The organism is Cyanobacterium stanieri LEGE 03274 (assembly GCF_015207825.1).
Taxonomy (GTDB): Bacteria; Cyanobacteriota; Cyanobacteriia; order Cyanobacteriales; family Cyanobacteriaceae; genus Cyanobacterium; species Cyanobacterium stanieri_B.
The window spans coordinates 1-21,328 of sequence record NZ_JADEWC010000013.1 but is presented as its reverse complement, the minus strand read 5'-3'; the positions used below and the strand labels follow the sequence as shown (position 1 = coordinate 21,328).

Annotated in this window: 14 protein-coding genes and 1 pseudogene; 8 read left to right on the top strand and 7 right to left on the bottom strand. The window is 39.6% G+C overall.

The window, feature by feature from the left end; translation table 11 throughout:
* Nucleotides 1-181 precede the first annotated feature (181 nt).
* From nblB to IQ215_RS07360, 4 genes are all read left to right on the top strand, one after another.
* Nucleotides 182-850 (top strand): phycobilisome degradation protein NblB, encoded by a 669-nt coding sequence (gene nblB / locus IQ215_RS07375; protein ID WP_193800675.1) that lies wholly within the window; start codon nt 182-184, stop codon nt 848-850.
* A gap of 133 nt (nt 851-983) precedes the next feature.
* A complete protein-coding gene (locus tag IQ215_RS07370; RefSeq protein WP_193800674.1) occupies nt 984-2,078 on the top strand; it encodes a tetratricopeptide repeat protein in 1,095 nt (364 codons plus the stop codon).
* A gap of 96 nt (nt 2,079-2,174) precedes the next feature.
* Nucleotides 2,175-3,125: an undecaprenyl-diphosphate phosphatase gene (locus IQ215_RS07365; RefSeq protein WP_193800673.1), complete on the top strand. Its 951-nt coding sequence runs from the start codon at nt 2,175-2,177 to the stop codon at nt 3,123-3,125.
* A 614-nt stretch (nt 3,126-3,739) separates the two neighbouring features.
* Nucleotides 3,740-4,936, top strand: coding sequence for a DNA double-strand break repair nuclease NurA (locus IQ215_RS07360; RefSeq protein WP_193800672.1), 1,197 nt, complete (start codon nt 3,740-3,742; stop codon nt 4,934-4,936).
* Here the strand turns inward: IQ215_RS07360 and trpC are convergent.
* Together trpC and IQ215_RS07350 are read right to left on the bottom strand one after the other, a co-directional pair.
* The gene (gene trpC / locus IQ215_RS07355; protein ID WP_193800671.1) at nt 4,933-5,814 is read right to left on the bottom strand and encodes an indole-3-glycerol phosphate synthase TrpC; all 882 of its coding nucleotides are present in this window, start codon (nt 5,812-5,814) and stop codon (nt 4,933-4,935) included. The two genes, IQ215_RS07360 and trpC, sit on opposite strands and share 4 nt — an antisense overlap.
* Nucleotides 5,815-5,900: 86 nt before the next feature.
* On the bottom strand, nt 5,901-7,097 hold the full coding sequence (locus IQ215_RS07350; RefSeq protein ID WP_193800670.1) for a tetratricopeptide repeat protein: 1,197 nt from the start codon (nt 7,095-7,097) through the stop codon (nt 5,901-5,903).
* 173 nt (nt 7,098-7,270) lie between these two features.
* Between IQ215_RS07350 and pstB the strand changes: the two genes are divergently transcribed.
* Nucleotides 7,271-8,080, top strand: a complete 810-nt coding sequence (gene pstB / locus IQ215_RS07345; RefSeq protein ID WP_193800669.1) for a phosphate ABC transporter ATP-binding protein PstB — start codon at nt 7,271-7,273, stop codon at nt 8,078-8,080.
* Nucleotides 8,081-8,397: 317 nt separating this feature from the next.
* Here the strand turns inward: pstB and IQ215_RS07340 are convergent, their stop codons facing one another.
* Complete coding sequence (locus IQ215_RS07340; protein WP_193800668.1) at nt 8,398-9,840, bottom strand: folate/biopterin family MFS transporter; 1,443 nt, start codon at nt 9,838-9,840, stop codon at nt 8,398-8,400.
* A 116-nt stretch (nt 9,841-9,956) separates the two neighbouring features.
* Nucleotides 9,957-11,750 carry an N-acetylmuramoyl-L-alanine amidase gene (locus IQ215_RS07335; protein WP_206688537.1) on the bottom strand — a complete coding sequence of 598 codons (1,794 nt, stop codon included), beginning with the start codon at nt 11,748-11,750 and terminating at the stop codon, nt 9,957-9,959.
* A 485-nt stretch (nt 11,751-12,235) separates the two neighbouring features.
* Between IQ215_RS07335 and hpf the strand changes: the two genes are divergently transcribed.
* Both hpf and IQ215_RS07325 read left to right on the top strand, forming a co-directional pair.
* Nucleotides 12,236-12,814 carry a ribosome hibernation-promoting factor, HPF/YfiA family gene (hpf, locus tag IQ215_RS07330; RefSeq protein ID WP_193800667.1) on the top strand — a complete coding sequence of 193 codons (579 nt, stop codon included), beginning with the start codon at nt 12,236-12,238 and terminating at the stop codon, nt 12,812-12,814.
* 124 nt (nt 12,815-12,938) lie between these two features.
* A complete protein-coding gene (locus tag IQ215_RS07325) occupies nt 12,939-16,460 on the top strand; it encodes a PAS domain S-box protein (protein WP_193800666.1) in 3,522 nt (1,173 codons plus the stop codon).
* A gap of 345 nt (nt 16,461-16,805) precedes the next feature.
* On the opposite strand, the gene crtB is transcribed toward IQ215_RS07325, so the two are convergent.
* Nucleotides 16,806-17,735 (bottom strand): 15-cis-phytoene synthase CrtB, encoded by a 930-nt coding sequence (gene crtB / locus IQ215_RS07320; protein ID WP_193800665.1) that lies wholly within the window; start codon nt 17,733-17,735, stop codon nt 16,806-16,808.
* Nucleotides 17,736-17,904: 169 nt separating this feature from the next.
* Nucleotides 17,905-19,323, bottom strand: coding sequence for a 15-cis-phytoene desaturase (gene pds, locus IQ215_RS07315; RefSeq protein ID WP_193800664.1), 1,419 nt, complete (start codon nt 19,321-19,323; stop codon nt 17,905-17,907).
* Between the two features lie 224 nt (nt 19,324-19,547).
* Here pds and IQ215_RS07310 point away from each other — a divergent pair, with 224 nt between their 5' ends.
* Nucleotides 19,548-20,849 (top strand): CapA family protein, encoded by a 1,302-nt coding sequence (locus IQ215_RS07310; protein ID WP_193800663.1) that lies wholly within the window; start codon nt 19,548-19,550, stop codon nt 20,847-20,849.
* Between the two features lie 39 nt (nt 20,850-20,888).
* Here IQ215_RS07310 and IQ215_RS07305 read toward each other — a convergent pair.
* Nucleotides 20,889-21,328, bottom strand: a pseudogene (locus IQ215_RS07305) (vitamin K epoxide reductase family protein); the annotation flags it as partial.

Below are 21,328 nucleotides of genomic sequence, written 5' to 3'. Positions count from 1 at the left end.
TAAATACTTTGATGGTGGTAATGGAAAATTAGTTATAGAATATGACGCAACAGATACTATAATTTATCATTTCCACTTTATTTGTTGTTAATTTTCGATTTCTTTAACTCTTTTTTAATCAATAATTAATCGGACTCTTACTAAGGGTGCTGATTACAAACCATAATAAAACAATATACATATGAGTAGTACACCAGAATCAGTTAAAAAACTTCTCTATTCTGAGGACTTTGGCGATCGCATCAGGGGCATCAATGAACTTAGAAATCTATCCCCCCAAGACGCTTTTGCCTTGATTATCCCTGTGATTCAAGATGATAATGTCAGGGTGAGATATGCAGCCGTGTCACAACTAGACACCCTCGGAGGGGCAGATTTAGCTAAAAGTAAAGAAGTATTGCTAGATAGATTATATAACGATCCAGAGTCCGATGTTCGGGCAGCAGCCGCCGATGCCATTGCGGGGCTGAAAATGAAGGATGCTTATCCCGATTTAGAAAAAGTGTATAACAGCACCGATGATTGGTTAATCCAATTTAGTATAGTGGCCGCTTTAGGGGAATTGGGGGATAGCCGTGGATTTGATTTACTAGAAAAAGCTCTTAATTCCGATAATACTTTACTACAAACAGCTTCCATCAGCGCCTTAGGGGAATTAGGCGATAACCGAGCCATCGATTTACTTCTAAATTTTGTGGATAACGATGATTGGCAAATTCGCCACCGTCTAGCCCAAGCCCTCGGGCGACTCGGAGGGGAAAAAGCTCAAGGTGCTTTACAAAAATTAACACAAGACAAGTCCGATGCCGTGGCAGAGGAAGCCAAAAACTATGTTGATGCAGGAAGTTAGGTAGTAGGTATTACAAAGTGTTAGGGATATGAGTGCATAGGAAGAATGTTTTGAACTAAAAAAATCTCCCCCATTTGACTTTTGGGTTTGCTAATATTAAGATTCATTAAGTCAAAATGGAGATTTACGAACAGTGAACAGAAAATTTCTGAGTCAGTTAACCCTCTCACTGGTAATTGGTGGTATGGGATTACTAAACGTAATGTCTTCTGCCGAGGCACAGCAGAAGGTTAGTAAACAGCTTACTTTTCAGCAAAAAGAGCAACTTTATGAGTTACTAACCCAAGGAAAGGAATATATTGATAACGGAGATTTGAATAACGCTCTTAATGCCTATCGTCAAGCCTCTAGTATTGATGATACCAATGCTCGTATTTTTTCAGGGATGGGCTTTTTGTATGCTAGTAATGGTGATTTTTCTGCATCAGCTAGGGCTTATCGTCGGGCGGTTTCCCTAGAGCCTGATAATGCTAGTTTTTACGGGGCTTTGGGTTATACTTTAGCCAAAAATGGTGAGGAAGCCGAGGCCATACAGGCTTATGGTAGGGCGTTGGAATTACAGCCTAGAAATGTGGAATATCACTTAGCTTTGGGGGTTTTATCCCTCAGAAATGGACAACATGAGGCGGTAGAAAGACATTATCAAGAAATCGTTTCCCTCAATGCAACCAATGAAACCGCTTATGATATGATGGCTACTTCCTTATATCAACAGGGTAAGTATGAAGGTGCGATCGCCCTTTTAACCGAAGCCATCAATAAATTTCCCACCAATACAGATTTACAAGTAAAATTAGCCACTGCTTATTTTCAACAGGGCGATGCCGCCGAGGGATTAAAAAAATTAGAAAGTTTACACGTTAATCACCTCAGTGATGCCAATGTCATCTTGAAAATGGCAATGTTATATGAGCAAAACGAAGACTGGGAAATGGCTCTAAGTGCTTATCGGAGGGCTTCTAGTTTAGATCCTAACTCTGTGGTTGCCCATGGTAGTATCGCAAGGGTGTTAGAAAGACAGGGAAATAATATCATGGCCATTGTGGCTTATCGCCAATTTATCGAAGTAGCACCTCAAAACCCCTATGGCTATCATCGTTTAGGAATGCTTCTCAAGGAAAGAAGTAGAAATGAAGAAGCCGCCACCATGCTCAAAAAAGCAGAAGAAATTTATCAACAAAGGGGGGATGTAGCCTCTGCTCAAGAAATAAAAGAAATTTTAAAATAAACTCATTGACAATACACCATGGATAATGCACAATGACAGTCCAATTGGCTGTTTTCTCTTTGTCTATCCATCTTTTAATTATTCATTACTTATTAAATGTCTATAAAGTCTCAATCATCGATTTTTACTTGGGTGTCTGGTGTTTTAGGTGGCTTAATGCTTGTGGTATTGAGTCAGGGGGTAACCGTTGCCCAAAATTTGGTGGTTGAGACAAATTACCAGCCATTAAACTTTTTTCAGGCCGTTTTTTTGGGTTTTGTACAAGGCATGACGGAGTTTTTACCCATCAGTAGCTCTGCTCATTTGAAGGTTGTACCCATGGCGCTCGGATGGGGCGATCCTGGGGTTGCTTTTACTGCTATTATTCAGTTAGGTAGTATTCTGGCAGTTATTTCTTATTTTTGGCAAGATTTAAAAACTCTGACTTTAGGAATGGTTAAGGCATGGCACACCAAAAATTATGATACCCATGAATTTAAAATCGGTTTGGGTATTATTGTAGGTACTATTCCTATATGTGTGGTGGGTTTAAGTATTAAAGCATTTGTGGCTGATTATGATAGCTCTGTGGTTAGGGGATTGAGTGCGATCGCCCTTACGTCCATAATTATGTCCATACTCCTTGCCATGGCGGAAAAATTTTCTCACCCGAAAAGAAATTTTGATGACCTCTCCATTAGAGATGGTATCCTGATGGGATTAGCCCAAACCCTAGCCCTAATTCCGGGGGTGTCTCGCTCAGGCTCAACTATTACCGCAGGATTATTTATTAATTTAGAACGTTCCACGGCCGCCAGATTTTCTTTTTTATTGGGTATCCCGGCCATTACCATCGCCGGATTGGTGGAGTTAAGGGATGTGTTAACGGTTAATGTTAATGCCGAGTCCATTATGCCCCTTGTGGTTGGTACTATATCTTCAGCAATTTTTTCCTATCTAGCCATTGCTTGGTTAATTCGTTTTTTACAGAAAAAGAAAACTTGGATTTTTGTCTGGTATCGCCTTCTTTTTGGTTTAATAATTTTAGGGGTGATCTTTTTTAACTAGCAAACATCAAAAATTGGCGTTGGTGAATTAAGGTATGATTTTTAGTTTAGTGTGGCAATAGGGAATGGGCAATGGCTTGGAAATGAGGAGTAAGGGGGATAGGGAGTAAAGGTACAATAAGTTCAATTTATTGAACGAACTATCATTAGCCGTGTAATTTATTACAGGGTGGGGATACGAAGATAAAATCTATTGATAACGAATTATCCGAACTTGATATAATAGCCAGAAATGGTCGAAAATATTTAACTTATATGAAATACTTAAATGTTTACGACAAATAAAACCTCTCAAATAAAATCCCAGCCTAATTAACCTCAATTTAGGTTAAAACCCTTGACCATTCCTTGTATAGATTTATGGGTGCTGAATCCATTTATTTCCAAACATAAAAGTTCAATTTATTGAACGAAAAATCCGTAGCCTTGTAATTCATTACAAGGCGGGAAATACTGAAGTTAATTATATTTATAGCAATATTTTTTCTATTTCATATTACTATTGCCCGTTACCCATTCCCTGTTCCCTGTCTTAATTAGTACATTATTAAAACAGAATTTAGTATAATACCGAGATATTAAAACCTGATAATTGTCCATTGTCCATTAAATGAAATGCTTGACATAGCCAAATTAGCTCGACAAATGCCAGAAATCGGGCAACAGATGCAAAAAGACGCCCAAGCTAGTGTAAAAAGATTGGAAATGGCTCAACAACTTTTTTTCCAAGCCAACGAGCATCAAGATAATTTAATTAAAGCACAGGAATTATGGTGCGATCGCCTCATATTCTCCCCTGGCACACCCGTAGAATCATTAGATACAGCCATAGACATACCAGAAGCCCCCCCCAGCCATAGTGTTTTTTCCAGTGATGGCTCACAAATTGCCCCCTCCCACCATGAAATTATCTATTGTTATCTGATTAACATCGGCAGAATAATGCTTCACTATGGACAAAATCTCCATCCCCTACTAGATAGCATTCCCGAAATATACTATAAAACAGAAGATCTTTACGGCTCAAGGAAATGGGGCATCCGCACCGAAGAATGGATGGGCTACCAGCGCACCTTAAAAGAAATCCAAATATTAACAGAAATGGCTTGTACATGGGTAAACCCTCCAGGGGCGCATTTTAATGTCCCGAATTTAGCCATGACAGATGGTTCGTTGGCTTTTTGGTTTTTAGATACCCTGCCCACCGAAGCCAGAGAGGAGATATTAAACCCTGTCATTGAATCATGGGAACAATTAAGGGAAAGTAAAATCCCCATCGTGGGCTATATCAGCGCTTCCCGTAGTACCGAAGCAATCAGCTTTTTGCGCCTCATGGCTTGTCCCTACGATGTACCTAATTGTAATAATTACTGCTCATTGGACAATGAAAAAAATCCTTGTCAAAAAGTAGAACCCCTCAGGGATAGTAGTTTATGGCAAAAAATTTTACAACCTCGCCAAAGAAGTGCTATTTTTCGCAGTAACAGCCGTATTCTGGATTTTTACCCTGAAAGTCAAAAAACCCATTTTTGTTACCTCCATGGGGGTGCAGAGGTGGCTAGAATAGAGTTTCCACAGTGGATAGCAGAGGATTCAGAATTGTTAAATCAAGCCCTTAGTATTACCCTGACTCAAATTGATAAAGGTTTTGGTTATCCCGTAGCCTTAGCCGAAGCCCATAATTTGGCGGTGGTGAAAGGGGGCGATCGCACCCAATTTTTTTCCCTCATCGAAGATCAAATGTTAAGATATGGGGTGCGAAATGTGGGCGTTTCTTATAAAGAAGCCCGAAAACGGGGAAGTATAGCTTAATAAAGATTTTGCACTGCCGCAGTGATGTTGTCTTGTTTTACCAAAGATTCACCGATTAATACGGCGTTTGCCCCGGCTTGTTGTACAAACTGTAAATCCTCTTTGGTATATAAACCCGATTCACTGACAATGGTTATATCTTTTTCCTTAATAATATCTGCCCTTTGGGCGAGAATATCTTTGGTGGTATCGAGGGTAACGGTAAAATCTTCAAGGTTGCGATTATTAATACCAATTAACTTCACTCCCTCAATGGCTAATACTCGATCTAATTCTGAGAGAGTATGAACTTCAATTAAGGCTGTCATGCCTAATCCTTCGATAATTTTCAGAAAATATTTAATGTCACTATCTTTGAGAATGGCGGTAATGAGTAAGACAGCGTCAGCTCCGTTGAGCCTAGCGAGGTATATTTGATAGGGGTAGATGACAAATTCTTTACACAGTAGGGGTAAATTGACGGTGTTTCTAACCATGGCAAGGTTTTCAAAACTACCCTGAAAAAATTTTTTGTCAGTTAATACAGATAGACAAGCCGCGCCCCCTTGTTGGTAAGCAGAGGCGATCGCACCGGGGTCAAAATCAGCACGAATAACCCCTTTACTGGGGGATGCCTTTTTCACCTCAGCAATGAGGGCGGGTTGATTAGGGCTATGACGTAGCGCCCCTAAAAAGTCCTTGGGTTGGTTGGTTAGGTTGTTTACCTTTACCCTCAAATCTAACAGAGAAAGGCGATCGCGCATTTTCTCCACCTCTTGCTCTTTGTACCAAACAATCTCCTCAAGGATGTTTTGTGGCTCGGCTTCTGGTACTTTTACTTGATAGCGCAAACTTTCAACGGCAACGGCGGGGGAAGGCTCTTGACGACGGATTCTCATCTTCTAATCACTATTACGGACGATTTATACTTTATCTTAGCAAGGGGTTAAAAGGCAAGAGAGGGAATGTGGGTGATGATAAACTTCTATTCAAAAGAAAAACCGATCGCCCTTAACTCCTGTTCTAATTGTATGGCAAAGTTAGGATTTTGTTGACGGTGCAACATAACAGCCTGTTGTAAGGCTTTCTGACTATCTTCGTATTGAGCCTGTCGATATAACAATAACCCCAGATTTTGATAGGCATAGGCATCGTTAGGATTAAGTTTAATGGCGTTTTGATAGGCCGTAATAGCTTTGAAATTACGCCCCAAAGCCTTGTAACATAAACCCAGATTATAGTAAACCAAAGCAAAATTAGGCTGAATTTTTAGACATTCTTGGTATAACTCGATCGCCTTTAAATATTCCTTTTGTTGGTAAGATAAACTAGCATAATTATGATAAGCCCCTAATTTTATCATAGGTAAAAGGGGAAGGGCGATCGCCTTGTCATAATGTTTAATCGCCGAATCAATCTGACTATCCCTTACCAAAGCATTAGCTAGATGATAGTGTAACTCAAACGTAGTCGCAGGACTACTACCATGTAACTTTAAGCCCTTAGTTAACAACTTTAAACCCTTTTTTTTCTCCCCTAACTGTAGATAAAGCGCCCCCAACTTACTGCATACATAACTATCATTGGGATTCTCCTTAAGATAAGACTCCATGGCAACCCTTCCCCTCTGTGCCTTATCCTGTGCCTCAATAATAGCAGGTTGATAACCATAATGGGCGATCGCCACTTGAGCCAAATCCACCACCTGCCAATGGCCTTCTTCCTCCCGTAAACCCTCCACCGCATCATCAATCAAAGCATGATAAGGACGAGAAAAATTAATTTGAGGATGACGACGAAACAAACGAGACAACAACGAATAAGGAGAAGAATTCGCCCCCACCTCATGACGAATCAAATTCACCACCAAATTATCATCCTTCCCCACCGCCTTTTCTATGGCAGGAAAAACCTCCCCATTAAAAACCTCATCCGCATCCAAAACCAAAACCCAATCCGACTCCACAAAACCCAAACCAAAATTACGAGCATCCGCAAAATTATTATTCCACTCATAATCCACCACCTTCGCCCCAAAACCCTGCGCCACTTCCCTAGTATCATCCGTCGAACCCGTATCGACAATCACCATTTCCGAAACAAAATCTTTTACACTATTAAGACAATTAGGCAAAGACTTCGCCTCATCTTTAACAATCATACATAGGGAAATACTACTCATTAGATTCTCAATTTTGTTAATTTCGTCTTAACTTGATAATTGGCACACTCAGACTATAATTACTGTAAATTTGCTTTTTATTTTTCAATTCAGCCAGAGCTTTACAGTAGTTTAGTTTAACTCTACCCAGACAAAAAAGCCCAAATAAAATATTTTAATTACTAAAAATAACCATGAGTCCAGAATTAGATAAAAATATAGCACAAGAACCCCTAGTCCAGATCGAAAACGTAGATGTCTATTATGGCACTCATAAAGCCGTGGCAGGAGTCAACCTAGACATCCCCAAAAATAACGCCGTAGCCTTCATCGGGCCTTCTGGATGCGGAAAAAGCACCATCCTCAGATGTATCAACCGCATGAATGACTTAGTCGCCAGCGCCAGAGTTAAAGGCAGAATTACCTTCAAAGGTAAAGATATTTATGCCAAATCCGTTGATCCTGTGGGTTTAAGATCTAGAATTGGTATGGTATTCCAAAAACCCAACCCCTTCCCCAAATCCATCTACGAAAACATCGCCTGGGGTGCAAGACTCAATGGCTATCAAGGCAATATGGATGACTTAGTAGAAGATTCCCTACGCAAAGCGGCCGTCTGGGATGAAGTGAAAGACAAACTCAAACAGAGTGGTTTAGCCCTTTCAGGGGGGCAACAACAGCGCTTGTGTATCGCCCGTACCATCGCCATTCAACCTGATGTTATTTTAATGGATGAACCTTGCTCGGCGCTAGATCCTATTTCCACCCTTAAGGTAGAAGAATCCATCCACGAATTAAAGCGTAACTACACCATCATCATCGTTACCCACAATATGCAACAGGCTTCAAGGGTATCCGATTTAACTGCCTTTTTTAATGCCCGTAGTGTTGAGGGAGGAGGGGGCAAATTAGGTTATTTGGTGGAATATGATAAAACTGAAAATATTTTCCAAAATCCAGCCGAGGAAGCTACCCAACAATATGTCAGTGGCCGTTTTGGTTAAAGTTGTTATGGTGGGCGATGCCCACTAGCATCCTTAATTTAATGTTAAGTTCGCTCAATTACCTGTTTTACCAACCGTGTAATAAATTACACGGCTAATGATACTTCGTTTAATAAATTAAACTTTCATTATTTTGAATTAATCTGTAAGTGTTCAAGCGGACTTGATATACTGTGAAGATGTGGCATTGCACGGGTTATAGTATGAAATATCGTTGAATTACACTAAAAACTAATACTTTTAGATATTATAACCGTTCCCCGTTCCCTTCCTCAACGAGAAATCATACCTAAAGTCAGCAACGCCGAAAATGTTTTTTAGTTTTCCTTAATTTGCTGTGGGCGTCTATTACTAGAAGAATAAACCACCTCGGGCATTATATCACTAGAGGCGATCGCCCCAGGACTATGATGCTCGTAAACCTCAGATATAGGAAGATTAACAGAAGCCACCTCCTGCGGATCATGGTTAGGTAAAAAATTAATCAAAAATAAAGGCAACAAACTAGATAAATTAGTAATCAGCAATAATAAAGCTAAATTAGAAAAATCCGTTTCCGTTACCCCTAACCAATCAGTCAATAAAGCCCCCAATTCATGGGAAATTAACCCCGCAAAATTCCAGATAGACATCAATAAGGCAAAAAAACTTGCCTCAATCCCCTCGGGGCAAAGACGGGCAGATAACACCAACACAGGCATAAAAGCAATTTGCCCCATTACCGTCAATATCAGACTATCACCCAAACTAAACCAATGATCATCAATACCTAAAGTACGATTAAAATGGGTAACCAAAATTAAACTCGTCATCCCCAACAAAGAAGATAAAACCACACTCCAACCCAACATCACCCGAAAAGAAATTTGTTTCAACCATTTCTGATAACAAAACACCCCAATTAAAGAAGCCACACTCGTCACCAATCGCACCCGCCCCAAAAATTCCGCCTGAAATCCTAACTCATTAGTCGTAAAAAAGAAAAAAGCAGAATCGGCGCTAGGAGTGCCTTGCCAGAGGGCAATGAAAATTACAGGGGCTAAAATAGTTTTTTGTTTGAGGGTATTCCATAACTGCTTTGTTTGATTCCATGCGCTCGGCGTTTCTTCCTCCTCCATGACAGGTTTTTCGATAATTAACCACGCTACCCCCACCACAATCAGAGGAAAACAAGCCGTTACCATAAACACCTGGGAGGCGCTGAAATATTCCAACAATAAACCACTGAAATAGGCGGTAATAATTCCCCCCAATGCCGAACAACCCCAAGTTACCGATTGCAGTGAACCAGCGGTTTCTAGGGATTCATTCCTTGCCCTTTCTACCACCACAGAATCAACGATAACATCACTCATGGCCACCGATAAAGAAGTCATTAAAATGGCCACCGTAGCGCCCCAAGCATTACTAACAATGGTAGCTAAACTAAGCCATGCGATCGCCCCTAAAAAACCTGATAAAATAAGATAACTACGACGACGATAAGAAAATAAAGGCTTACTATCACTAAAAAAACCAATAATCGGTTTAGTAACCCAAGGAATGGCCGCCACCCCCATCAAAGCAGACACCTGCGCCGGGGATAACATTAACTCATCCTTAAGGAAAAAGCTCACCGCCAACCTCGCCAAACCCAAAATACCTTGAACAAAATATACCGTTAAAATAGCTGCCAATTCAGGGGTAAGCTCATTACCGAATAAGATTTTATCTTCAATGAACTTTTTCACCTTATCTGGTTGATAAATATTAATAAACATAAATAAATTTTAAGTTTTATTACTCCATACTATCTTAGGCTTAAAGAAAACAATTCACCCCTGAAAGTAAACCATAAACAATTACTCTCCCTCCATGGAAATTTATTCAGCGCACCCTACCTAGTTTTTGATAACCATTGGGCAACCCCATCAGCAACCCCACCAGCCAATTTTTCTTGGGCTTGGGGGTTAATAATCCACTCAAATTCTTCGGGATTAATCATAAAACCTAACTCTAACAACAAACTAGGGGCTGTATGGGGGCGAGTAAGCGCCAGATTATTCCAAAAAACCCCATAAGACGGACGATTTAAATTAGTAGTTAAATAATCCTGCAAAAAAATCGCTAAATCATGGGCTTGGGGATGATACCAAAACATTCCGATGCCTTTTGTATTAATCGCATCTCCCCCATCGGGTAAAGCATTGTAATGGATAGATAGGGCAAGGGTAGGCTTTATTCTATCAATCATCGCCATACGATCGCCCAGAGAAACAAACCTATCATCCTCCCTGGTTAAAATCACCTCCGCCCCCTTTTCCCTTAACCTTTTAGCGACTAACTTAGAAATCACAAGATTAATATCCTTTTCCGGATAACCATTGGGCCCCACTGCGCCCAATTCATCACCCCCATGACCAGGATCGAGTAAAATGGTAACACCCTGTAAATTATCCACCGATAAAACCCTAGGACCATGGTTAAGGGTTAAAATTAAATTATTACCCTCATAACGGACATCATAACCCCACTGAGTGGATGATTTAAGCCTAAATACATAATCAATCTGGGTAGGTTTTACTTGATACCAGTCGAGACGACGAATTAAGGGATTATCATCTAAGCGAATAGTATCGGTTTGGGCAATGGTGTTATGGAGAGAAAGGGTAAAGGTATCATCGGCTTGTTTGATGGTGATGGGTACGGGATTTTCTAAGGGGAAAATAATTTGTGTGGCATCATCACCGAAACGAGAATTAACACTGCGGATGTTACTGATGGGGGGGGCTTGAATGGATAAGAGGCGGGTTTCATTTTCCCTAATCCATGCTCCATAATCAAGGCGTAACCATTCTCCTTCTTTACCTGTTACTTGAGCTTGAGTGCCTTGGGGTAAGGGTGTAAGGCGAGAATGATTGGTACTAGGCCCGCTTCTAGCAACCCCTTGGGAGGCGGTAACTTCTATTACTGGCAAGTTTTGGGGGGAAAGGGTTTCAATTTGCCCCACCTGATTTTGGCTAATGGTTTGCCCTTGATATTCCATCACAAAGACGGGTTTTTCGATTGGGTTATTATCCTGGAGGGTTTGACATCCTTTCATGGTTGTCCATGATTTATTGATGATGGTTTCTGGTTTATTATTAGCGTTTAAAACTGCTGAATTGGGAGGAAGGTTAACAATACTGGGGTTAGGCTCTAGTTTTACGGTATTTTGGCTTAGTTTTACCGATATTTGAGCATCTTTAGGGGCGATCGCCTCGAAGCACACCAATTCATCGGCTAATCGGGCAATGTCAACCCTAGGGTAAACTAAATTAGGGGCTAAACTGTTCAAATCCTCCTCACTGGGTTGATCGGCATTTCTGGTAATTACCTTTCTGATTTCTTGATTTTGAGAACGAATAATAAAGGTGTTTTCCCCCATTTGTAATGGGAAACTTGGGGCAAAAAATCCTTGGGTTGATGTGTCTATGTTTTCTCCATTTACCGACACTGTAGCACCCTGGGGCGCTGAGCCAATGAAAAATATTGACCTGGCAACGGTTTGATGGTTATGGGGCGGATAAACAATTTTTAGGGGTTGGCTTTGAGCCTGAACGGGTTTTATTATATTGTCAACATAATTAGGAATTGTTATACCTAAAACCATTAGCCCTAAAAAACTAAATAATTTATTACTTTTAATCATAATTAATGTAAATAAATATTAATAATATTTCTTAAAAATATCAGGTAATCCTTTTTTTTTCAATTCTTTTAACACCCTAAGCACCTTTTGTACAAATTCTAAAATAGAGACAATTTGTTACAATTTACCGACTTTGTAACTAAAGGTTACAGAAAAAGACTAAACCTAAAAATAAGTTAAAAAAGAGTGTTTTTTAGATCACAAAAGTGTTATGGTATTAGTATAAGGAAAAGAAAAGGAGAATAAATTAACTAAAAGGATTCAAAATTTATTTTAACCTTAAAACAGGCGTTTTTTCTTTAAAAGAAATAAAAAAAGAAAAATTCTAATATATGTGGTTTATGGCTAAAATAATCAATATCAAGTAAAATGGAAAGCAAACTGGCTAAATTCTCTTAATCATTACCAAGAGAAAAAACAAAAAATATCCAACAAGATAATAAGTTGAGATATTAAAATATTGCGAGTAAAATGGAGTATAAATTATGAAACTATTAATTCAAGGAAACAATATCGAAGTCACAGATTCTATCCATAATTATGTAGAGGAAAAACTAGAAAAAGCAGTTAAGCATTTCCAAAATTTAGCTAGTAAAGTGGATGTTCATCTATCCGTTGCCCGTAATGCTCGTATCAGTAATAAACATAAAGCAGAAGTAACAGTTTATGCTAACGGAACAGTAATTAGGGCGCAGGAAAATAGTGAAAGTTTGTACGCCAGTATTGATTTAGTTTCCGATAAAATTACTCGTCAATTACGCAAATATAAAGAAAGAAATCTCGACAAGAAAATTCATCCCGTCGAAAAAACCGTAGAAGCCATCGAAGATAAACCCGTGGAAGATAGTTTAATAGGCGATCGCCACGCCGAACTACCCGAAGAAGTGGTAAGAATGAAATACTTTGCCATGGAATCCATGACCATTGATGAAGCCAAAGAACAACTACAATTAGTAGATCATGACTTCTATATGTTCCGCAATAAAGAAACCAATGAGATTAACGTTATCTACATCAGAAACCATGGCGGTTTTGGAGTCATTCAACCCCGAGCCAGTAAATAAACTACAAGTCTAATTAGCTTTAACTTTGAAGCCCCTACGGGGGCTTTTTTGATCGAATTGATCAACTATCTTTGTAACTATAATTAAAGAGTTAAGGGAAAAGCACATCAGCAATAGATAAACTATGAATTCGTCATCGGCTTTACCACCATACATTGAACATAACTTTGTCACTGTAAATCCTCAAACACCGATTCTGAAAGTCATTGAACAGATGAATCAGGGAAAAAAAATGCTTGATGATGCCCCATCTCAACCACTAACATATGCCTTTGTGGAAGATAATTTCCGTTTGGTTGGATTAGTTACCCCAAGGGATATTGTGTCATGGTTAGGGGATAAATTGCCCTTAGAATCCCTTACCGTTGTGCGGGTAATGAGAAAAAAATTCTTCACCCATAGCCAAGATGAATTAAACAATATCAATGATTTAATTAATTTATTTTCTCAACAAAGTATTGATGTTTTAACCATTGTAGATAGTCAGGGTAAAGGAATTGGTATCATTACCCCCCAAAGTTTACTAAAAGAGATAAATATATCCGTCAACTCTTCTTGTGAAAATCATAAAAAAATTGAGCAACAAAACCATCGTTTAGCTTATTTTTTAGAATCAAGTCTCAATGAAATCTTAGTTTTTTCCCCTGATACCTTACAAATTTTATACGCCAATAAAAGGGCGATCGATAACTTAGGTTTTCCATGGCAAATCTTAAGCAAAATGATTGCCGTTGATATTAAACCAGAATTTAACGAAAAACAATTTCAGACAAAAATTGAACCCCTACGCACACAAGAAAAAGAATTATTAATTTATCAAACTATCCACCAAAGGGCTGATAAGAGTCAGTATCCCGTAGAAGTTCATTTACAACTAATTAGGGAGGAAAATCAAGATGTATTTTTAGCCATGATTATTGACATTACCGAACGCAAAAAAAATGAACTGGCTTTAATTGAAAGTGAAGCTAGGTGGCAATTAGCCGTGGAAGGTTCGGGGGATGGCACTTGGGATTGGAATCCTCAAACCGATGAGGTGCATTTTTCTAGGCAGTGGAAACGAATGTTAGGATATGAAGATTGGGAAATAAGCGATCGCCTCCAGGAATGGAGTGACAGGGTGCATCCTGACGACCTCAAATCCTGTTACCGAGACATTGAAAGGTATTTGAAGGGAGAAACCCCCATTTATCAAAATGAACATCGATTAAAGTGTAAAAATGGGCAATATAAGTGGATATTAGATCGAGGCCAAGTAATCGAAAGGGATTCCCATGGCCGCCCCAGCAGATTTATCGGCACCCATAGCGACATTGATTATCGCAAAATTATTGAAGTGGCCCTCAAAGAAAGTGAAAAAAAATTCCGAATTTTAGTCAATAATGCCCCCGTGGGTATTTTTCAAACCGATGAACAGGGATTATGTCATTATGTTAATCCTCAATGGTTAAAGATGACTGGTATGACATATAACGAAGCTATGGAGGTTGGTTGGGCAAAGGCACTACACCCAGAGGATAAAGAGCGAGTTTTTGAGGAGTGGCATAATTCTATTATTAATAATATTCCTTTTGTTTCCACCTACCGTTTTATTAATCAAAAAAATCACAAAGTTTGTTGGGTATCTGGGAATGGAGTAACCATCAAAAATGAAGAAGGAAAGGTAACGGGGTATTTTGGCACAATCCTTGATATTACTGCCCTAAAAAACAGTGAAGAAAAATATCGTCGTATCGTTGAAACCACCACCGAAGGAATTTGGATGATTGACAAAAATGGTAACACTAACTTTGTTAACGCTCAAATGGGAGAGATGTTAGGTTATAGCGCAGAAGAAATGTTGGGTAAACCTTTATTTTATTTTATGGATCAAGAGGCTAAAAATTTAGCTAAAAAATATCTCAAAAGACTGGTGCAGGGAATTAAAGAGCAACATGATTTTCGTTTTACCCGTAAAGATGGTTCTGATTTATGGGCGATCGTTTCTACTACTCCCAATATTAACGAAAAGGGTGAATATCTTGGTAGTTTAGCCATGATAACGGATATAAGCGATCGCCGCCAAACCGAACTCGCCTTAATTGAATTTAAACACACATTACAACAACTAGCCCTACACATCCCTGGCATGATTTTTCAATATCGTCTTCGCCCCGACGGTAGTTCCCATTTTCCCTACGCCAGTGACGGTATCAAACAAATATTTCAACTCACCCCAGAAGAAGTAAAAGACGATGCTACCCCCGTATTTAACATTATTCATCCCGAAGATATGGAAAAGGTTCGCCAATTACTCCAAGAATCAACTCAAGATCTAAGGTTATGTTATTGTGAATACCGTATCTGTCGTCAAGATGGAAGCATAATTTGGGTTTCGGGACATTCTACCCCCACCACACAAGCCGATGGAAGCATTATCTGGCATGGTTATATTTGTGATATAAGCGATCGCATTAAAACCCAACAGGAGTTAATCAAAGCCAAAGAAACCGCCGAAAAAGCCACCAAATCAAAAAGTGCATTTTTAGCCATGATGAGCCATGAAATTCGTACTCCCATGAATGGAGTAATCGGCATGACAGGCTTATTATTAGACACTAAATTAACCCCCCAACAAAAAGAATTTGTTGAAATTATCCGTAGTAGTGGAGAAAGTTTATTAACCATCATTAACGATATTCTCGACTTTTCCAAAATTGAATCAGGAAACCTAGAGTTAGAAAAACAAACCTTTAACTTAGTCAAATGTATTGAAAGTATCTTTGATTTATTACAATTTCAAGCTAAAAAGAAAAACTTACAATTTAGCTATTATTATTCTTCCGAGCTTCCCCAAATATTTATCGGTGATGTAACCCGCATCCGTCAAATTTTAGTTAATCTTTTGGGAAATGCCCTCAAATTTACAGAAAAAGGAAAAGTCACCCTCACGGTGACAGGTTTTAAAATTGATGATTATCAAACCAATAATAAAAATCAGCCATATCAGATTAAATTTGCCATTAAGGATACTGGTATCGGTATTCCTAAACAAAGACAAAATCGACTATTTAAATCTTTCACTCAAATAGATTCTTCCATTAACCGTAAATATGGAGGAACAGGATTAGGCCTAGTTATCAGTAAATTATTAACCGAAAAGATGGGCGGAAAAATCTGGGTAAACAGTGACATCGGCATGGGGGCAACCTTTTATTTCACCGTCAAAGTTACTACTATGGAAGAAAAACAACCCATAAAAAATAATACATTAATTCATCAACCTAAATCATCCACCCATAAAAAAACCCTCAAAATTCTTTTAGCCGAAGATAATAACGTCAATCAAAAAGTAGCCCTACTTAGTCTCAAAAAAATAGGCCATCTAGCCGATGTGGTATCCAATGGTTTAGAAGTTATTGAAGCCCTAAAACGTCAGCATTATGATGTTATTTTGATGGATATACAAATGCCCGAAATGGACGGTTTAGAAGCTACCCGTTGGATTAGAAATAATTATCCTTCATCTCAACAACCCCATATTATTGCCATGACAGCAGGGGCTATGGAGGGCGATCGCACTTTATGTCTTGATGCAGGAATGAATGGTTATATCTCTAAACCCATTGATTTAGAAAGTTTAAAACAGATTTTAGTCAAAAATTAGGAGGTAATGGGCAATGGGTAATAGGCAATGGGCAATGGGTAATCATTAACCTGAGTTTAGGATAAAATTTGTAGTCTTGTAAAAAAGGTGTCAGGTATCGGGTATCAGGTTAAGAAGTTGACAAAAACTATATGTTAACTAAAGTTAGGAATAACATTTTTAGCTTTTTAAAGCTGTGAAGAATTCACCATGGACAATGAATAATTAACCAACTATGGCCTACCTACCACCTGCAACCTGCAACCAAAAGCCTGTACGGACGTACCATGGTACGTCCCCTACCACATAACACAACTCTTATCCCGAACTGAGGTTATTTATCACTAATTCCGAACTCAGGTTATTTTAAAGAGCTTGAGCCCTCAACCATGCCACAGGAAGATAAAGCATTTTGTTGGGAGTTGGTACAAAAGCACGACGGTTAAAAACATCGTAATCATTTTTTTCAATGACATCGAGAATACCTTGATACAACATTAAAGCAGTCCACACAGGCCAACGACCATCGGGGTTTAAAGCCCTGATACCCCTCTCTGCATCCACATAATACTTTCTGGCTCGTTTGATCTCAAACCTCATTAAATTACGCCAACGATCATCAATTACTTTGTTAAATAAATCTTCCTCAGTGTAGTCAAATTTGGCTAAATCCTCTAGGGGTAAGTAAATACGATTACGATCAATATCCTCTCCCACATCCCTTAAAATGTTGGTGAGTTGATTGGCAATACCAAGGGCGATCGCCTCTTGTTCAGGTACAATGATAGATTGACGATTCCAAGGGACGCTGACATTGCGATCGTCAACCCCCAACACCGCCGAAGACATCAAGCCCACCGTACCTGCCACACGATAACAATATAAATCTAACTCCTCAAAAGTATCATAGCGGTTACGATACAAATCCATTCTCTGACCAGCTATCATATCCCTAAAGGGTTGAATATCCATAGGAAAATGGCTAAGGGTATCTACCAGAGCCACATCAGGATCATCAATGGGTTGACCATCAAATACCGACTCCAATTGAGTTTCCCACAAATCAAGGGTTTCAGGGGTGGTAAATTTAGCCTGAGGGCCATCCACTAATTCATCAGTACGACGACACCAGACATAGATAGCCCAGATTGCCTTTCTTTTTTGTTTGGGCATCAACAAAGTACCAAGATAAAAGGTCTTGGAATACTTAGCCGTTACTTGACGACAATATTCATAGGACTCCTCGACGGAAGCTAGGGGGTGTTTTGGTTTTAATTTTTTAGGCAGTTGCAGCATTCATCCCTGCTGAAATAATTACTAGATTAAGTTTAAAAATAAAAATAATGACAATTTTCTAGTATTGTCTCACTATCTGGCAAGTTTTAACTATTTATTTCCCATAGAGTCTAACAAAATTCCTGAACCTCAACAACCGTTAAACCCCTTGAGAAATAAATCATTGTGATTATCCTACAAAGGTAGGTTCACCTTTTGCCATACTTGGTTTTCTGACAGGTACTTTTTTATTGGCGATCGCCTGAGCGGTCAATTTACCAGATAAAACAGCCCCTTCCATACTTCCTAAATATTCCTGCATGGTATAACTACCCGAAAGGAAGAAATTAGAAATAGGAGTAGCTTGACTAGGGCGATAAGCCTGACGGCCTGGAATGGCTTTATATACCGAACGGGGGGTTTTTAATACCTTCGCTTTACGTACCTTGGCCACGTGGGGAATTTGTTCGGGGAAAAGTTTGGCTAACTCCTCCATGGTAGCCTCGATAATCGCCTCATCGGATTTACCAATCCAATCTTGGGCAGGGGCAAGAACTAACTCCAACATGGAGCGATCGGGGTCATAATATTCTTTAGTAGTAACACTCATGTCCGCATAAACACTGAGCAAAGGAGAGCGGGAGAATAAAAGTTGATCTACATCGGTTAATTTGCGATCGAACCAAATTTGCACATTAATCACAGGTACACCCTCAAGCCCTTCTAGTTGTTGGAAAAAAGGTTCTTCCTTCCAAGGCTCAGGCATCAATAATTTCATGGCATCCACCGACATAGCTGATACATAAGCATCCGCTTCTATGATTTCATCCTCAGCACCATTTAACCCTCTAATCAGGAAATGTTTAACCGAGCCATCTTCATTTAAGACAATTCTTTTTAAGGGTGAGCTAGTGCGCACTTGTCCACCCTTTTCGGTAACATAATCCACAATGGGAGCGCATAAACGCTCTGGGGGCGCACCATCCAAGAAAGCAATTTTTGAGCCATAACGCTCTTGCAAAAACTTGTTTAACGCCGTGAGAATAATGGTGGCGGATACCTCATCAGGGTTAATAAAAGTAAGAGCCTTAGAAGCAGCAATAAAAATGTCAGTATTCACCCTTTCATCAATGCCTTGAATCCTTAACCATTCAATGAGGCTATATTTATCCATGTCTTCTACATATTTTTGACCACGGATAATGGCAGGAAACAAACCAATGGCAAAGCGAATCTTCTGACTCCAAGTCAACATATCATTGTTGCGCAGAATAGAAGTAATTACATTAAATGGAGAGGGAATATCAGGCACATCAAAGCGGGAAAGGGTGCCTGGTTTTTCGGGTTGGTTAAAGATGAGGGTGTGTTGTTTCCACTGTAAGCGGTCTAAAATCCCCAATTCTCCCATGAGTTGTAACATATTGGGATAAGCCCCAAAAAAGGCGTGTAAACCAGTTTCTAACCAGTCTCCGTCTTCATCTTTCCAAGCGGCTACTAAACCCCCTAATACATCTCTACTTTCTAACAAAATAGGTTGATGTCCTAAATCGGTTAAATATTTGGCGCAGGATAAACCTGCTAACCCTCCTCCTGCAATTGCTACTCGCATCTGTTTTTTTGTTACTACTACTATTTCTCTATCCTATTTTAGTAGCATTTCTTGACATTTCGTAATATTTTTTTAACATTTTGTTCATATTTCCTGAAAAAAGGGCTGATAAATTTTCAGGTTAGGGCTAAAATTCGAGGTGTAATGACGCTTTGTCAGAGTTTTTCGAGTATTGCGGGTTTTTTAATTTTTGCTGTAAAGATTTTTTATTTATTAACAAAGTTATGGTTAATAGGGTTTTACTAGGATTGTTTATGGCTTTTTCCATGGTTGGTTGTGATGGCAATAACAATAACGATTATGTTGTGGGGGAGATTTCTCAGACTATGGCCATAGATGATGAAGTTGTAACTGATGCTATGGAAGAAACTTTTATGCCCCTTCCTGAGCCAAAAAACCCTGTAATAGCCAGAAGAATAAAGCATAAGCCCAATCAAACTAATTTTTATGATACTTTAGGGGCGATCGCCCTTGACCATGAAAAAGCAACGGATTTTATTGACATTCGAGGGGTGGGGGATGCAGGGATGGCCCATAGCCATAGACAACCCATGGCTTTAACCGATGCCGTATTTCCGAGGGTAAGGGCTAACTTTGGACAATTATTAGACGCTTTTGATGGTACGGGAAAATCCTATCGGGGGGATTTATCTTTTCTCAATTGGGAAAGCACTTTGGGCTTATCTTGTCATCAATTTTGGGAGCCCCCGGCCCCTCGCTCCTTTGCTTTTGTGTCTCACCCTGAGAATATGAGGGGTATTTATGAGAGGGGGTTTAATTTGATTGGTTTGGCGAATAATCATACCCGTGATTGCGATCGCACCGAAGAAGGGGTTGACGGGGTTTATGCTACCGCTAGGCACATGGAAAGGTTAACCAGGGAATTAAATGCTAGTTGGTTATGGCATGGGGCGGGGGAAAACAAGGGAGCGGTAGTTAAAACCATGATGATCAAAGATAAATCCGTTAAGATTGCCTTTGCAAGTCTTTATCTTGCTTACGGGGATTGTACTTACACCGCCTGTTTAAAAGATAAACTAACTATATTACGATCGCTCCGTGACTCTGAAGCCGATATTCGTATCCTTTCCATCCACAGTTGGACAAGGGAAACCCAAAAACAATTGGTGGACATAGGGGTTAATTTTATCCGTTATTTTGAAGGGGATATAGTTTTTGGACATGGCCCCCACCGTCTCGAACCCATCAGGGTTGTAGAGTCTCCTAGGGGCAAAAGAGGAGTTATTTTTGAGAGTCTGGGGAATTTTATTCACCCTGTATTATTGCCCGTTCCTGAAAACGTCATTGGACGAGTTTTATTTGACAAGGAAACCCTAACATTACGACAAGTGCAGGTGATTCCCATTACCACCGATAAGGTTTATGTTTCTTTCAATAATAATTTTGACCCCAAAAGCATAGTTAGTAATCTTTCTTGGCAACCCGTTGATGATGAGGCCTGGCGCGCTGGGGTTCATTCTAATGCCCGTGGTGCTTATGTTAACATTCTACAATCTCAAGAGTGATGGGCGAAAAAAAACCTCCCTACAGGGGAGGAAACAAAATTAACGACCGGGTAAAGTATATTTAAAGTCTGTGTTGCCCGTGTATCCCGTTAATTGGGCTAAACGCTCAAGGGTTTGAGTACCTTCATAAACTTGTCCATCAATTAACCAAGTGGGAAAAGCCCTGACAACCCCTTCACATTTTTGAGGTTCACCATTTAAACCATCGGGGGTACATTCCACATGGGGGACAATATTATAGGCTTCTTCCCCAAATAGTTGTTTTTGATCGTAACAGTGGGGACACCAGTAGGCAGTATATTTAGTAGCACCCACCGAAGCTAGATGTTGGGCTAGTTCAATTTCTGCTGGTCCTGAAGTGGTGGTAATTTCCCATCCTGTGGGGGGTTGAGGGGCGCTGTTAGGTCTGGTGATGGGAATTTTTTCCCCGGGGGCTAGGGGGGTTTCTTGATTGGCAATGGGGGCATTAACGTTGGAAT

Excerpts from the sequence above, each read along its gene's own strand:
- nblB (WP_193800675.1), top strand. The coding sequence starts at position 182 with ATGAGTAGTACACCAGAATCAGTTAAAAAACTTCTCTATTCTGAGGAC.
- IQ215_RS07365 (WP_193800673.1), top strand. The coding sequence starts at position 2,175 with ATGTCTATAAAGTCTCAATCATCGATTTTTACTTGGGTGTCTGGTGTT.
- IQ215_RS07360 (WP_193800672.1), top strand. The coding sequence starts at position 3,740 with ATGCTTGACATAGCCAAATTAGCTCGACAAATGCCAGAAATCGGGCAA.
- trpC (WP_193800671.1), bottom strand. The coding sequence starts at position 5,814 with ATGAGAATCCGTCGTCAAGAGCCTTCCCCCGCCGTTGCCGTTGAAAGT.
- IQ215_RS07350 (WP_193800670.1), bottom strand. The coding sequence starts at position 7,097 with ATGAGTAGTATTTCCCTATGTATGATTGTTAAAGATGAGGCGAAGTCT.
- pstB (WP_193800669.1), top strand. The coding sequence starts at position 7,271 with ATGAGTCCAGAATTAGATAAAAATATAGCACAAGAACCCCTAGTCCAG.
- IQ215_RS07340 (WP_193800668.1), bottom strand. The coding sequence starts at position 9,840 with ATGTTTATTAATATTTATCAACCAGATAAGGTGAAAAAGTTCATTGAA.
- IQ215_RS07335 (WP_206688537.1), bottom strand. The coding sequence starts at position 11,750 with ATGATTAAAAGTAATAAATTATTTAGTTTTTTAGGGCTAATGGTTTTA.
- hpf (WP_193800667.1), top strand. The coding sequence starts at position 12,236 with ATGAAACTATTAATTCAAGGAAACAATATCGAAGTCACAGATTCTATC.
- IQ215_RS07325 (WP_193800666.1), top strand. The coding sequence starts at position 12,939 with ATGAATTCGTCATCGGCTTTACCACCATACATTGAACATAACTTTGTC.
- crtB (WP_193800665.1), bottom strand. The coding sequence starts at position 17,735 with ATGCTGCAACTGCCTAAAAAATTAAAACCAAAACACCCCCTAGCTTCC.
- pds (WP_193800664.1), bottom strand. The coding sequence starts at position 19,323 with ATGCGAGTAGCAATTGCAGGAGGAGGGTTAGCAGGTTTATCCTGCGCC.
- IQ215_RS07310 (WP_193800663.1), top strand. The coding sequence starts at position 19,548 with ATGGTTAATAGGGTTTTACTAGGATTGTTTATGGCTTTTTCCATGGTT.